Origin of the sequence: Psychrobacter sp. JB193 (genome assembly GCF_002285555.1) — a bacterium.
Classification (GTDB): Bacteria; Pseudomonadota; Gammaproteobacteria; order Pseudomonadales; family Moraxellaceae; genus Psychrobacter; species Psychrobacter alimentarius.
In genome coordinates this window covers 466,805-479,077 of sequence record NZ_NRGY01000002.1, presented here as the reverse complement: position 1 = coordinate 479,077, position 12,273 = coordinate 466,805, and the positions used below count along the sequence as shown (strand labels likewise).

15 protein-coding genes and 1 tRNA gene are annotated in these 12,273 nt (G+C 41.4%); 5 read left to right on the top strand and 11 right to left on the bottom strand.

Annotated features, from left to right (window positions below; translation table 11 throughout):
• Positions 1-36: 36 nt before the first annotated feature.
• Both pnuC and CIK80_RS09795 read left to right on the top strand, forming a co-directional pair.
• Entirely contained in the window at positions 37-768 is a 732-nt protein-coding gene (gene pnuC, locus CIK80_RS09800; RefSeq protein WP_095569843.1) for a nicotinamide riboside transporter PnuC, read from the top strand.
• 194 nt (positions 769-962) lie between these two features.
• Positions 963-1,406 (top strand): Mpo1-like protein, encoded by a 444-nt coding sequence (locus CIK80_RS09795; protein ID WP_062845381.1) that lies wholly within the window; start codon positions 963-965, stop codon positions 1,404-1,406.
• Positions 1,407-1,481: 75 nt separating this feature from the next.
• On the opposite strand, the gene CIK80_RS09790 is transcribed toward CIK80_RS09795, so the two are convergent.
• The 3 genes from CIK80_RS09790 to CIK80_RS09780 all read right to left on the bottom strand — a co-directional run bounded on the left by CIK80_RS09790 (position 1,482) and on the right by CIK80_RS09780 (position 4,064).
• Positions 1,482-2,093, bottom strand: coding sequence for a nitroreductase family protein (locus tag CIK80_RS09790; protein ID WP_095569842.1), 612 nt, complete (start codon positions 2,091-2,093; stop codon positions 1,482-1,484).
• A gap of 213 nt (positions 2,094-2,306) precedes the next feature.
• Complete coding sequence (locus CIK80_RS09785) at positions 2,307-3,245, bottom strand: pirin family protein (RefSeq protein ID WP_095569841.1); 939 nt, start codon at positions 3,243-3,245, stop codon at positions 2,307-2,309.
• A gap of 105 nt (positions 3,246-3,350) precedes the next feature.
• Complete coding sequence (locus CIK80_RS09780; protein ID WP_095569840.1) at positions 3,351-4,064, bottom strand: pirin family protein; 714 nt, start codon at positions 4,062-4,064, stop codon at positions 3,351-3,353.
• A gap of 275 nt (positions 4,065-4,339) precedes the next feature.
• Between CIK80_RS09780 and CIK80_RS09775 the strand changes: the two genes are divergently transcribed.
• A complete protein-coding gene (locus CIK80_RS09775; protein ID WP_095569839.1) occupies positions 4,340-4,660 on the top strand; it encodes a GNAT family N-acetyltransferase in 321 nt (106 codons plus the stop codon).
• A gap of 113 nt (positions 4,661-4,773) precedes the next feature.
• Here the strand turns inward: CIK80_RS09775 and CIK80_RS09770 are convergent, their stop codons facing one another.
• The 3 genes from CIK80_RS09770 to CIK80_RS09760 all read right to left on the bottom strand — a co-directional run bounded on the left by CIK80_RS09770 (position 4,774) and on the right by CIK80_RS09760 (position 6,661).
• On the bottom strand, positions 4,774-5,511 hold the full coding sequence (locus CIK80_RS09770; protein WP_095570373.1) for a YoaK family protein: 738 nt from the start codon (positions 5,509-5,511) through the stop codon (positions 4,774-4,776).
• A gap of 4 nt (positions 5,512-5,515) precedes the next feature.
• Positions 5,516-6,070: an NAD(P)H-dependent oxidoreductase gene (locus CIK80_RS09765; RefSeq protein WP_095569838.1), complete on the bottom strand. Its 555-nt coding sequence runs from the start codon at positions 6,068-6,070 to the stop codon at positions 5,516-5,518.
• A gap of 192 nt (positions 6,071-6,262) precedes the next feature.
• Complete coding sequence (locus CIK80_RS09760) at positions 6,263-6,661, bottom strand: DoxX family protein (protein ID WP_095569837.1); 399 nt, start codon at positions 6,659-6,661, stop codon at positions 6,263-6,265.
• Between the two features lie 136 nt (positions 6,662-6,797).
• Between CIK80_RS09760 and CIK80_RS09755 the strand changes: the two genes are divergently transcribed.
• Entirely contained in the window at positions 6,798-7,703 is a 906-nt protein-coding gene (locus CIK80_RS09755) for a LysR family transcriptional regulator (protein ID WP_095569836.1), read from the top strand.
• A gap of 40 nt (positions 7,704-7,743) precedes the next feature.
• Here CIK80_RS09755 and CIK80_RS09750 read toward each other — a convergent pair whose 3' ends face one another.
• The 5 genes from CIK80_RS09750 to CIK80_RS09730 all read right to left on the bottom strand — a co-directional run bounded on the left by CIK80_RS09750 (position 7,744) and on the right by CIK80_RS09730 (position 10,895).
• Positions 7,744-8,148: a hypothetical protein gene (locus CIK80_RS09750; RefSeq protein ID WP_131392753.1), complete on the bottom strand. Its 405-nt coding sequence runs from the start codon at positions 8,146-8,148 to the stop codon at positions 7,744-7,746.
• An 8-nt stretch (positions 8,149-8,156) separates the two neighbouring features.
• Positions 8,157-8,690, bottom strand: coding sequence for a hypothetical protein (locus CIK80_RS09745; RefSeq protein WP_062845390.1), 534 nt, complete (start codon positions 8,688-8,690; stop codon positions 8,157-8,159).
• Between the two features lie 4 nt (positions 8,691-8,694).
• Positions 8,695-9,423, bottom strand: coding sequence for a BLUF domain-containing protein (locus CIK80_RS09740; RefSeq protein ID WP_095569834.1), 729 nt, complete (start codon positions 9,421-9,423; stop codon positions 8,695-8,697).
• Between the two features lie 180 nt (positions 9,424-9,603).
• Positions 9,604-9,963 carry a hypothetical protein gene (locus tag CIK80_RS09735; protein ID WP_062845392.1) on the bottom strand — a complete coding sequence of 120 codons (360 nt, stop codon included), beginning with the start codon at positions 9,961-9,963 and terminating at the stop codon, positions 9,604-9,606.
• 857 nt (positions 9,964-10,820) lie between these two features.
• Positions 10,821-10,895 (bottom strand) — tRNA-Gly (locus CIK80_RS09730).
• A 547-nt stretch (positions 10,896-11,442) separates the two neighbouring features.
• On the opposite strand from CIK80_RS09730, the gene CIK80_RS09725 reads away from it, so the two are divergent.
• Entirely contained in the window at positions 11,443-12,255 is an 813-nt protein-coding gene (locus CIK80_RS09725; RefSeq protein WP_095569833.1) for a M48 family metallopeptidase, read from the top strand.
• Positions 12,256-12,273 lie beyond the last annotated feature (18 nt).

Genomic DNA, 12,273 nt, shown 5'->3' with positions numbered 1-12,273 from the left:
GGCAATCATCGACATTCATTTTTAGGGAAGAGCGCTATGCGTATTCAGTTATTGGACAACATCACCGGCAAATGGGCTATGCAATGGATTGTTATTTGGTTCATTTGCGGTGTTATTGCTTTGTCCGCAGGATTTTGGCTCACCACCGACCACACCGCACTTGATATGTTCTATTTAGGCGTCTCTTTTGTCGGATTGGTCTGCGTGGTCTCGCTGTCGTTTCGCAAAAATGTCATGGGTAATGGTCTTGGGATGGCAGCCACGGCAGGCGAAGTGGTGGTACAAGCCACCTCAGGCGCAGTTGGTTTAATGCTCGCCCCTTTGTTTAACTTTTTTACCCACGTTTATGGGATTTTTTATTGGTCAAAACACACCGATCCTGACGGTGACATGATACCCAAATCTGCCAACAAAGCAGTTTGGTTGATCACTGCTGTGTTTATTATTCTTGGTCTGGCGCTTTTCCCAACGGTCAATAGCTTATTGGCAAGCTACGGCTATGCGGTAGTCGAAGACGATAACAGTAAATTTTTAGGATTCATTTCTTTTTTTTGGATCAATGTGATTGCGTTTGTGCTTTCAATCACAGCACAGGCCGCGATGATTTTGCGCTACTCGTTTAACTGGTGGTTATGGATCATCGTGAATTTTGTTTGGCTTATCGTCAACCTCATGTCTGGCAATTATATTTTTGCCATTCAAACCATGATTTATCAAATCAACGCCTTCATCGGTCTTTATGAATGGCAGCGCAGCGAGCAAGGTTAAAGGGTTACTTAAAGAAAAACGCGTTTGGATTTGAGTAGCAAGTTGAGCGGTACGGTTAGATTTGACTGTGCCGTCTACTAGATAAAATGGCAGACATACTCAATTAATGCTACAAATGATACCAAGGACTGTTTGATTACCGACATGGTAATCAATATCTGTTCATCATATCAATGGCTAACAAGGAGGTTAGTATGTCTCGCAATCGTCAACAACGAGTGTCTAAACGCACACTTGAACAGTGGCTCAGTGAGTACGCAGTCAGTCATCAAAACTTAGTCAACAAAAAAATCCATTGGCTGTGTGTTCCCACCATCTTTGTCAGTTTGTTGGGTATGGGTATGTCGCTTTCTGTCTGGTTCACCTTAGTTCTAAGCGCCTTAGTACTCTTGTTTTATATGCGCTTATCTACGCCGCTTTTTTTAGCGATGGGTATGTTTATCTTAATTTGTCTATCAGTGATGGCATTACTACCATGGGGATTTAAAGTCTGGGCAGGTATTTTTATCGTGGCTTGGATTGGACAGTTTATTGGTCATAAAATTGAAGGTAAGAAGCCTTCATTCTTTGAAGATTTACAGTTCTTATTGATTGGTCCTGCATGGGTCGCCAATAGCTTGATGCGCTCCAAACCGTAGTTATTGTTGGTTGTTAGATAAAAAAAAGCGCCACTCAACCATTGAGCGACGCTTTTTTTATATCAATTTGTTTTATTACGCACCAAATACTTTTAGACGCTCTTCAACAGGTTTGAATGATTTGTCGCCTGCTGGTTGCTCAATACCGCCAAATACCATTTGTGCTTTCAATTCCCAGTTTTCATCAACGTTCCAAGCATTAGCCACTCTTTCATCGATGACAGGATTGTAATGCTGTAAATTCGCGCCGACTTCTATACTGGCCAATGCTGTCCAGATCACATACTGATGCATGGCATTGGTTTGCGTTGACCAAATTGGGAAGTTTTCTGCATAAAGCGGCGCCGCTTCTTGCATGCCTCTGACAACCGCTTGATCCTCAAAAAACAAGACCGTACCAGCGCCGTTTCTAAAACCAGCAATTTTCTCTTTGGTTGATTTGAATGCCTCTTCATCACCAACGATGACACGTAACGTCTCTTCTGTCATGTCCCATAGTTTATTATGGTCATCGCCAAACAAAACAACGATACGCGTTGATTGTGAGTTGAACGATGATGGTGTGTGCAAAATAGCATGCTCAACGACCTGAACGACCTCTTCATTAGACACGGGTAGTTGATCATTTAACGCATAGATTGAGCGACGTTTTTCAGCCAATTGCTGTAATGTTTTTAAATCTGACATAATACTTCTCCACATTGTTGATATAAATCTGGTTAATCAATAGGACTAACACGTTACTTTAAACGGTACTTTTGATTTTCTTCATTTGTAATTTGCTTCATTATGGGAGTAATTGACCCAAACCCATATCTCTTTTTTGTAAAAAAACTTAATCAAATACGAATATGAGATAGTTAAATTAACAAATGCAATTTACGATACTATTTTTTGATACTACCCTTTGAAGCCTTTAGGCAGTTCTGGTGAAGGTAGGCGCTTCATCATAGAATCCACCTCTCCGAACCGTTCATGACCATTATTCCAGTCAATAATAGACTGTTCGAGCTCTTGCTTGTTATCGGCTACAAAGTTCCACCATAGCAGCACCTTATTGTTGAGTGGCTCACCACCGATAAACATCAACCGGGTGCCTTTTTTTGCCGACAGTCTGATACTGCGGTTATTGGCCACATCCGAATCGTGGAAGCGAAACAATTGATCTTTTTCGCATACTTTGCCTTCAGATTCGATCTGCCCTTCTGTGACCAAGATACCATACTCAAAGCCGTGTTCTAGATTGAGCGTGACGTCACTATCTTCCAAAAATCTCACATCAATGCCGATCATTTTTGAGTACTGTATGGTCGGTGCTTGATAATGCTCCCCTGTCACACTGACATAACTGCCTGTGGTGAGGATCATCTCGGCACCACCCTCACGCCACGTAGGCAATTTGGGATAATGATGGAAGCTACGCTCGATTTTTTGATCGGTTGGTAGCGCAATCCATAGCTGCACCATACTCAGACCTCGCGCGGCATCTGGTGAGCCACCCGTGTCTGGAAAGACGCTTTGCTCGGTATGGCTGATGCCTTGCGTCAATCCTGTACCTGCGGTCATAACATTGACTTGGTTTTTGGTGATGACTTGCTCATTTCCCAAACTGTCTTTGTGCAGTACTTCGCCATTTAGCATCCAACTAAAGGTTTGCAAATTAATATGCGGATGACGACCCACTTGCATACCTAACTCATCATCACCAAACTCAGCAGGGCCAGCATGATCCAAAAAGCACCAAGCACCAATTGGTTGATTGCCTTTGTTGGGTAATAATCGAGCAATAGGGATACCACCAACACTTGCCAACCTTGGCTCTAAGGTTTTAATTGTCATTATTCACCTCTCAATATGCAATGAGTATTTGCGTCATAGTGCTTAATTAATAGTGCTCAAATGATCTTTAATAAACGACGATGCTAGCGTTTTGATACAACCAACCTAGAACGACATCGGCACATCCATGACCAAGACCTTGGCATCTTCTTCTACTTCCATAGTGAAGTCGACAGTATCTGAAATACCAAGACCATCGCGGGTGTTCAAAGTCTGACCATTGACCACTACCTTACCACTGATGACAAAAATATAAGCACCGTTATTTGCATCCTTTATGTGATAAGTCCGCGTCACGCCTTTATCGAAATCACCCATGCTGAACCAAGCGTTTTGATGAATCCACACACCAGCATCTTCCGCATTCGGTGACAAAACTTGGTTAAACTCGTTTGGTTGCATGATGTCATCCATACGGATCTGCTGATAACGAGGATTGACGTTCATTTTGTTAGGGATGACCCAAATCTGTAAAAACTTCACAGGTTCGTTGGCATCGCCATTCATCTCGCTATGAGTGATGCCTGTACCTGCTGACATCACTTGGATTTCGCCTGTCTCAATAATGCCTTCATTGCCGATATTGTCACCATGACCAAGCTTGCCAGACAATGGAATACTGATGATTTCCATGTCGCGGTGTGAATGCTTACCGAAGCCTTGGCCACCGATGACAAAATCATCATTAATGACACGTAAAACCCCAAAACCCATACGTGCAGGATTATGATAATTGGCAAAGCTAAAGGTGTGCTTGCTTTTAAGCCAGCCATGATTAGCATCGCCACGAGAATCTGCTGCATGATAGATATTTTTCATGATATATCCTTATTTATCAGTAATTTAATCTTATATGACAATTCATTAATGACCTTGCCTAAACAATGAACCTATTATAATTGTTGAGCACAGGCAGATAAATAAGCATTAATGCAAATAACTATTCTTATTTTTAGAACAATTTGTCTATGCATAACGTCATATAATCTTAATGAGCAATCAGTATACGAAGTTACCACGCCTAATTAAGTCGCTAAAAGGTTGACTTGCTCTTATCTATATACTTAATCTAATCTACATAAAGGAATATAACTATGCCGAATGAATTGAACCATGAGCTGATAGACAATACAGCACAAAAGCGTTTCGAGATCCACGTTGATGGATATCTCGCCTTCGAAGATTATGAGTTTTTTACCACCAGTCAGGGCGAAAAAGGCATTGCCTATCTTCATACTGAGGTTGCAAAGGAGCTTAGTGGGCGAGGCATCGCAAGTTATCTGGTTAGGTCCATCTTAGATGAAGCGGCAGCTAAACATTTAAGGGTAAAACCTATTTGTCCGTATGTCAGAGCCTACATCGACAAGCATCCACAATACCAAGACAACTCTGTCTTTCATAATGCCGCTCCTTAATCTAACTATTTAAGAGACAAAAAAACGCCGTATCTTTACGACACGGCGTTTTTTTAAAAGGATGCTATTTAACCCTTAATTTTGTCTTTTAACTGATTGAATCATGGAACGCCCTAGCCAACATGGCTCAAAAACGCTTCATCACGTGCCAAGACAGCCAAATACAGTACTGGTAATACGAATAATCCCACTGCCCAAAAGCTTAGCTCAAGATATAAAAGCGCGCCGACCAATGCGCCAATCAAAAAGCTAAATACCAATGCTGAGCTATGACCCAGTTTTTTGGCATTTTCAGGTGTGCGGTTGTTGATATAATCGGTCAAATTGATACCAAGCTGCGTGGTATTACCTGTCATTAGCACCGTTGGACTCATATGTTTGATCAGTGTCTTACTTGCCGTATTGCGTATGGCAAGTGCAATCAGACCCAACCCACCTGTGAGTGCGACTGTAAGACTACCCGCCCCTACAAAAGGTTGATAATACAAACCTGCAATCATAAATGCGGTCAAAAAGAAGGCTTCGGCAAGAAACAGATGACTTAATATCAGTTTTCGTTTTTTACTCTTATCAACAAAAGTCTTGGTCACCACCACGGTCAATACAAATAATGGCAAGGCCGCCAGCTTAATCCATAAGCCATCCTCACCTTTGACCAGTCCACTCCCTGCCATCACCAAGTTCCCTGTGACATGCGCTGTAAAAAATCCAAATAAGGCGATAAAACCAATGGTATCAATCGCACCACCAACGATAGTCAATAGCACAGGCGCTCGGTAGCGTTGCCAAAAACTCGGCGGCGACCGACCCTTATCTTGAAATTGGTTACTGTCCTGCGTTTGGTCAGACATTGAGTTAGGCACCATTACTTCCTACGAATGCAACCAAATCATTAACAAATTTTTGCAGATATTGTTGGGTTCGTTCAGTGACGCTACCATCGTCGTTTAAGCTTTCAGTCGCGCGGCTCAGATACACTTCTGGGTGAATCATCATTTTTGCAGATAGCATTTGCATGCTTTTATGTACATCAAGCCCGCTATTGATACCGCCATAATTGCTTGGCGACGCTGTCATGACGGCTACCTTTTTATCGCGCCAAACACTGTCTTTATACGGACGAGAAACAATATCAATCACGTTCTTGAGTGCGGCGGGTATCGTACGATTGTGCTCTGGTGTGACAATCAATACCGCATCAGCGGCTTTTAATTGCTGACGAACACGCTCATAGCTGTCTATCGTTGTATCATCATAATCTTGATTATAAAGCGGCAAATCTGCAATATGCACCTCTTCAACCATGACATTCTTTGGCATTTGCGATGCAATATATGCTGCAAACTTGCGATTGATTGACGCTTTGCGCAAGCTGCCGATTATTAGGGCAATTTTCATTGGTGTGCTCATGATGCCTCCTTATATAAGATGATAAAACGCTTGTTGTATTGTTTGAGGATTACTATAGTCAATTCACTATAAAATAAATATAGCCCTGCCAACGTCATATTTTCTTGCTTGCTGCGCCTTCGCAGACAGAGGCTACGAAAATATATCGTTGGCAATAGATCATGATTGTCGTATCTTTTTTATTTAGAATTACTATACTGAGCTTTTGCGAGCATGACTATTATCTATCGAGTAAGCACCTGGGCCATGAGCAAAAATCATCAGAAAACCACCTGCTATGGCAATGTTTTTCATAAACGGATTCATCTGTGAGGCATCAATCCAGAACTGATGAAACAAAAGCGCTGAGACAATATTAAATCCAACAAACAACACCGCAATCAGACGCGCTTTAAATCCAAGCAAAATCGCAATACCACCGAATAGCTCAAGCGCAATGACTAATGGTAATAGCATACCCGGTACACCCATTGACTCCATATAGCCTTGAGTTGCTGTATATCCTGTTATCTTATTAAAACCTGAAAAAATAAAAATCATCGATAAAAGCAGACGACCAATGGGGGCACTCAATGATTGTAATTTGTCCATTATGTTTGTCCAAAAATAGTGTTGATGAGATATTGTGTTAAGAATGATGGCAGTATAAGCGTTGACTATAAATGGATAAACAGCAATAATTACAAATATATGTTCTCAATTTTAGAACAATTACGAGGCGATTAAGATGGGGCAGTTAGAAGATATGGCGATGTTCGTGCGCATCGTGGAAGCAGGGAGTATTACTAAAGCGGCTGAACAATTAAATATTGCCAAATCTGCCATCAGTCGCCGTCTCAAAGAGTTAGAAACGCGTTTAGGCAGTCAGCTTATTAGCAGAACCACGCGGCAATCTCACCTGACTCAAGCGGGTGAGCAGTATTACCAAAAAGTGAACAATATCTTAAGTGCCGTTGATGCGCTGAACGAGCAAACCAGTGGCGCACCCACACGTGTTGAGGGCACGCTGAAGATAACCGCACCTTTGACCTTTGGCCTTATGCATCTGAACGACGTGATTGATGAATACGCCAGCCAGCATCCCAATCTGGATTTTGAGCTGGATTTTTCGGATCGGCATGTTGACCTAATTGAAGAAGGGTATGAATTGGCCATCCGTATCAAAAAGTTGCAAGATTCGAGCTATCAAGCCAAGCGTCTTGCATTGATTCGTTACGCGCTTTGCGCCAGCCCCGATTACCTAAAAAGAATGGGGACACCTGAGACCCTAGAAGCGTTAGACAATCATGAGTTTTTGCAATATGGTCTGGGCAAGACCAGCAATCTTGAGCTGACGGATGCGCAAGGGAAAAAGCATAACCATACGATTCATGCCAAAATCAAAGCCACCAATGGTGAGTTTTTGGTCGATTTGGCAGTGAAAGGTCATGGTATTACGTTTATACCAACCTTTATCGCCTATCAAAGATTGGCACGTGGCGAGCTGGTGCCCATTCTCCAGCAGTACCAGCTGCCGACACTCAATGCCTATGCCGTTTATCCAAAAAACCGGTTTTTATCGCAGCGTTGCCGTTATTTGATTGACTCTATTGCTGAGCGTTTCGGTGACAATCCATACTGGGATGATTTCTGATGCGCCAGTTGAGCATGTCACACTAGCCTCAGTGAGGACGCTACTCGCTAATAGCAGCGATTTCGCCCATCAGTTTTTTGGTTTTGTATCTGGCTTCTGCCAAGGTCATTCTGTTTTGTGCAACCACCGTCAATACACATGGCTTACCGATATAGTCTGTTTTGACAAATAAAATGTTGCCAGAAGTCGCTTCAACGATCGTGATGTCGCATTTGCCTTGCTTCATTTGCGTCGCAGATGAATCACTGAGAGCAGACAGCGTACTACTCATCGCTGCAAACTTATCGGCTTGATTGCTCAGATCGCTGATAGAAAAGCAGCTGATAGGAAACCCATCTGTCGTACAAAGGCTTGCCAATATAATTTCTCTGTTGGCTTCACATAACGCTTTCATGTGACGTAACAATGCGATTTTTGCAGGTGATTTTTCGTTTGGTGTAGTCATATCGAACATCAATCTTGGTTGTTAAGAGTATTAAATAAAGACAGAAGAGACACAGCGGACTCTTTGCTTCTAGGATCTGTATTGATCACGGGCGCGACCACATTATGCTGCATCAGCATCACTCTAATTTCTTGACCCAGCGCGATGACGCTTTGCTTGTCCGCACCTTCACAATGGGTGATACCTACAATACAAGTGGTTTGGTTTTTTTCTGGCGCAAAGAAATGCAGTAACTTGTCTAAATTGGCATAGTCAGGCGTCTCACCATGCTTGATCAAAATGAGCAATCCCCATAGCGATTGATTGACAAACTCCCACAAAAAAGAAAACCGCTCTTGACCTGGTACACCATAGATACCCAAAGCCATATCCTCAGAAAGGGTGATTCGCCCGTAATCAATACCCACTGTGGTGAACTCTTTACCAATATCGATACTGGATTTCGCTTCTGTTTCAATAGGACTGATCTCACTGAGTGTCTTGACCAGCTGCGTCTTTCCAGCGCCGACCTCACCAATGATAGCTAGCTTTTGATAATTCAATTTTTTACCTCATCCCTAAGAATTTTTTGATGGCACCATAAAATTTATTAGGCTTTTTTTCAACAACGATTTGTTCTTTCACTGGCTCTGATTCAGTAATACTCAATAAGCCCGACTGGTCAAATGCTCTGATCATTTGTGTGACTTCATGTGGCGCCCCAAATTCACCACTATTAACCAATGCATTGAATGGATAAGGTTTTTTGGTCAATTTAATGCACAGGTTCATCACCAATTGAGGCTGACTGACTGTGTTCAAATCAGGCCAAGCCAACAATCTAAGATCTTTATCTTCATAATGCTTTTCAAGCACAGCGTCAGATTGCTTTATGTCGATAAAGGGTTGAATACGACTTTTTTGATAGTCATCAAAACCTGTCAAAACCGACATATGATTTTCAACGAAAGTATTGAGCAAAGCATTTTGATCGACAAAATCAAAGACATTAACCGCCCAACTGTCAAAGCTACGTTTCTCCACAGGCCCATCAAGAAAAACCCAAAGATCTTCATGTCTAGGATCGGCTGCTATTTTGGCCATCAACTTGTCAACTTCAGCATAAGGCCCTTCAATTATTTGCAGATACTGCCCTTCTCGATACGAGATAATGCCAGTGATTTGCGATTGTGGATTATGCTTGCGAGAGACGCTGATGATGTCTGATAATCCAGTAGGCATACGAACGCTACGATCACTTGTAGGTGTTCTGCTGATATATGCAATACATTTCATTTTGCCACCAATTAATAAGACATTTAAAGCGTAACCAAACGGCGATAGCTGTCCACAGTCAGGTCATCGTCATGCATGATAGATACATGACAAATAGACCCTTATTGCTGCTTTTATTTGAGAATAATCAGGAGTACTCGTTAGACAGACTCGTCATGAGCTTAAACAATGTCCAGCAGATTATACTTCTAGTTTATTTTCTACTGCTTGTACTTTACGACGTGCTAGCGCTAAGTTCGCTTTGGCTTTATCAAGTACCAAGTAAATGAACAAATCTTCGTGCTTGGCTGTTGGACGAATGATGTGTAATTGAGACTCTAGTGTAATCAACATGTCTTCAATTTCGCCTTTGATATCTAGCGACTTCATAGTAGCTACTTTCGCTTTTACCACTTGTGAGTTACCTGCTGCTGCCAACTCTAAGTCAACACCGCCGCCAGTCATACCTAATACCATACCTGACATATAGTCAACAATGCAGCCGCCCATCGCGCCATCAAGGGTCATCAATTCTTCTAAAGCTTCGTTAATATTTGACATAACTTTCCTATTAGTGGGTTTGTATTTGAATAAAATTTTTGTTGTAAGAATACGCTCATTTTTCACTATTTTTACATGGCACTGAACAAATAAATCCTGCAAGAATTTGTTAGCTATTCTTAAAAGTATTACTGCAAATGTAAGCCAGTTATAATAGTGAAATAATCTTATTCAATTGTTTTTTTTGGTACAAAAAATATATCGTACACGTAAATAAAACGTATTCATTGTAGCTGCGGTCATTATATTGTATTTAATAGAGTAAAAGCGGAAGGGTCATGACCACTCATGAACAAATAACAACCATTGAGTAGGAAACTTACGAGTATCTTCAGTAATGACTTAGATTGACCCTGTAAAAAGCAAATTTTTGAGGTTGAAAAAAGACTGCTTTTCAAACCATATCGTATGAACAATGATAGGAAATTATGAGGTACTGAAACACGAAAAAAGGCTATGAATAATTATTCACTGCTTGTAAAAAAAGCACTCATTAACCGTTTGAATGATGATCAAATTGGTCGTGTGATTCATAATTTTTGAGGATAAAATACAAAGGTAGCGGTCTACAGAAATGACTTTATTTCTATGAGATGTATAAAGCTTATATTTACCTAAAACTGATACGTTGAGTTTTTAGAGAAAAGATAGAATTAAACAAGATCACTGAATAGAGGAACGAAACTTAAAAAATGCTGATGAACATGGTAATGTGAGAATAACTTAGAGAGGTTAAGCAAGATATTGTGACGTTAGTTTTATAATAATTCAGCAGACTCAATTAAATTTTACGCACAAAAAAAATCCTCATTTCTAATATAAGAAATGAGGATTTTAGTGCTTTTTCAAGCCATATTTGGAGCGGGAAAAGAGATTCGAACTCTCGACCCCAACCTTGGCAAGGTTATGCTCTACCACTGAGCTATTCCCGCTTAGTATCAAATCATAGTGTTTTTAACAACTACTACGTCTCGATAGGCTGGCTATTCTATCAAATATTCTGAGAGTGTCAACACCTTTTTCAAAATTAATTTGAAATATTTTGAGCTTCATGGCCAATTTATAAGAGCATCCAGCATAACTGATTGATTTAATAACATCTATTATTGTTCAATTATTTTATCATCATAACAAAGCTGACGCTCAATTGTATCTCATTATTTAAGCCTAAAGGTTTTCTCAGACATTACTTGATGCTTCCGTCTAATCAATCCTTTCGATAAACATAAAAAAGACCGCATTTTGATTAAGTTCTTATCCGTCACTTACAATCCTATGGTGCGTTGTTACTATTCCTGCCTTGGATTTGGCTTGTTAACATTATTATACTCATGGGCAATAGCGGTTGAGGTAAAATTTTACCGTATCGGTAGATTGATAAGAGCAAGTAAAACATTAATAAAAGACTGCCTTTTTATCTACTGCCTGTATCGCCCTTTTGTCTAACTTATTTTATTATTTATAGCGAGGATTCTTATCATGAAAAAATTACTAACCACCACTGTGATGGCCGCTTCATTGTCGGCACTGACATTGACAGGTTGTTCAAGCACAACCAGTACTGGCGCTGTGGGCGTTGATCGCCAGCAGCTACTTTTGGTCTCAAGTGAGCAAGTATTGCAACTATCAGCACAAAGCTATGCCAAGACGATACAAGAAGCCAGAGCAAAGCGTGTACTCGATACCAACACCGCCCAGCTAAATCGTTTGAAAAACATCGCCAATCGTTTGGTCGGTCAAGTTGGTGTCTATCGTCCAGATGCTGCAAAATGGCAATGGGAAGTACATACCATTAAGTCCAATGAGCTAAACGCGTTCGTATTGCCAGGCGGTAAGATCATGTTCTATTCAGGCATCATTGATCGCTTGAATCTGACTGATGATGAGATTGCAGCGATTATGGGTCATGAGATGTCACATGCGCTGCGTGAGCACTCACGTGAGCGTCTGTCACGCCAATACGCTACACAAACAGGTATCGGTGTCGCAGCCAGTATCTTTGGTTTGTCGCAAGGTCAAGCTGATCTGGCCAATGTCGCGGGTGACTTAGGGTTAAGTCGTCCTCACAGCCGTACACAAGAAGCGGAAGCAGACCAAATCGGTCTAGAGCTAATGGCACGTGCAGGCTACAACCCACAAGCGGCTGTAACCTTATGGCAAAAAATGCAGCGTGCCAGCCAAGGCGAGCCACCAGAGTTCTTAAGCACTCACCCTGCCAGCAGCAACCGTATCGCCAACTTGCAGTCACTCATGCCTAAAGTGATGCCGTTATACCAAAAGGCACGTCGTTAATCGACATCCTTAGAAATT

Bases quoted from the DNA above. Each gene is read 5' to 3' on its own strand.
- CIK80_RS09740 (WP_095569834.1), bottom strand. From the start codon at position 9,423: ATGAAATGTATTGCATATATCAGCAGAACACCTACAAGTGATCGTAGC.
- CIK80_RS09760 (WP_095569837.1), bottom strand. From the start codon at position 6,661: ATGGACAAATTACAATCATTGAGTGCCCCCATTGGTCGTCTGCTTTTA.
- CIK80_RS09725 (WP_095569833.1), top strand. From the start codon at position 11,443: ATGAAAAAATTACTAACCACCACTGTGATGGCCGCTTCATTGTCGGCA.
- CIK80_RS09780 (WP_095569840.1), bottom strand. From the start codon at position 4,064: ATGAAAAATATCTATCATGCAGCAGATTCTCGTGGCGATGCTAATCAT.
- CIK80_RS09770 (WP_095570373.1), bottom strand. From the start codon at position 5,511: ATGTCTGACCAAACGCAGGACAGTAACCAATTTCAAGATAAGGGTCGG.
- CIK80_RS09775 (WP_095569839.1), top strand. From the start codon at position 4,340: ATGCCGAATGAATTGAACCATGAGCTGATAGACAATACAGCACAAAAG.
- pnuC (WP_095569843.1), top strand. From the start codon at position 37: ATGCGTATTCAGTTATTGGACAACATCACCGGCAAATGGGCTATGCAA.
- CIK80_RS09750 (WP_131392753.1), bottom strand. From the start codon at position 8,148: ATGACTACACCAAACGAAAAATCACCTGCAAAAATCGCATTGTTACGT.
- CIK80_RS09790 (WP_095569842.1), bottom strand. From the start codon at position 2,093: ATGTCAGATTTAAAAACATTACAGCAATTGGCTGAAAAACGTCGCTCA.
- CIK80_RS09755 (WP_095569836.1), top strand. From the start codon at position 6,798: ATGGGGCAGTTAGAAGATATGGCGATGTTCGTGCGCATCGTGGAAGCA.
- CIK80_RS09795 (WP_062845381.1), top strand. From the start codon at position 963: ATGTCTCGCAATCGTCAACAACGAGTGTCTAAACGCACACTTGAACAG.
- CIK80_RS09735 (WP_062845392.1), bottom strand. From the start codon at position 9,963: ATGTCAAATATTAACGAAGCTTTAGAAGAATTGATGACCCTTGATGGC.
- CIK80_RS09785 (WP_095569841.1), bottom strand. From the start codon at position 3,245: ATGACAATTAAAACCTTAGAGCCAAGGTTGGCAAGTGTTGGTGGTATC.
- CIK80_RS09765 (WP_095569838.1), bottom strand. From the start codon at position 6,070: ATGAGCACACCAATGAAAATTGCCCTAATAATCGGCAGCTTGCGCAAA.